The sequence below is a fragment of the Arthrobacter sp. ZGTC131 genome (assembly GCF_002929275.1).
Lineage (GTDB): Bacteria > Actinomycetota > Actinomycetes > Actinomycetales > Micrococcaceae > Arthrobacter.
On the sequence record NZ_PJIK01000098.1, the window covers coordinates 1 to 541 of the forward strand.

Annotated in this window: 1 protein-coding gene; it reads right to left on the reverse strand. The window is 66.7% G+C overall.

Annotated features, from left to right (window positions below; genetic code table 11):
* A partial coding sequence (locus tag CXQ90_RS21865) for an amidohydrolase family protein (RefSeq protein ID WP_146068975.1) occupies nucleotides 1–541 on the reverse strand: 541 nt, incomplete at both ends.

Genomic DNA, 541 nt, shown 5'->3' on the forward strand with positions numbered 1-541 from the left:
TGCAAACGTCCCGCGGCGGCAGCCTGCTGATACGCCGCAACTTCCACCGGACTGTGGCCGATCCAGCCGCCGCCCACGCCGGCTTCGGTGAAACTGGTGATGCCGACGGCGGCGTAGCGGGCGGTGGCTGCGTCCAGGGCTTTAACGATTTGTGTCACCGGATAGGGCAGCAGCAGGCCCTGCAGCAGCTGCTGGGCTGCTTCCTCCACGATTCCGGTGGGTGATGCGTCCTCTGCCCTGCGGACGGCGCCGCCGGTGGGATCCGCGAACCCCGGTTCAAAGACGCCCGCCAGCTGCAGCGTGGCGGTGTTGGTAATGGACAGGTGCCCGGAGACATGGCGCAGATACAGCGGCCGGTCGCCGGTGATCCGGTCCAGCCGGTCGATGTCGGGAAAGGCTCCGCCGTGATGCTTGTGATTGAAACCCGTGCCGTTGATCCAGGCCCCGGGTGTGTCCGCCAGCCGCTGCACTTCGTTCTCCAGCAATGCGTACAGCTCATCAAGGCCGCGGGCCTGCTCCAGATCGATGGCATCCAGCCCCA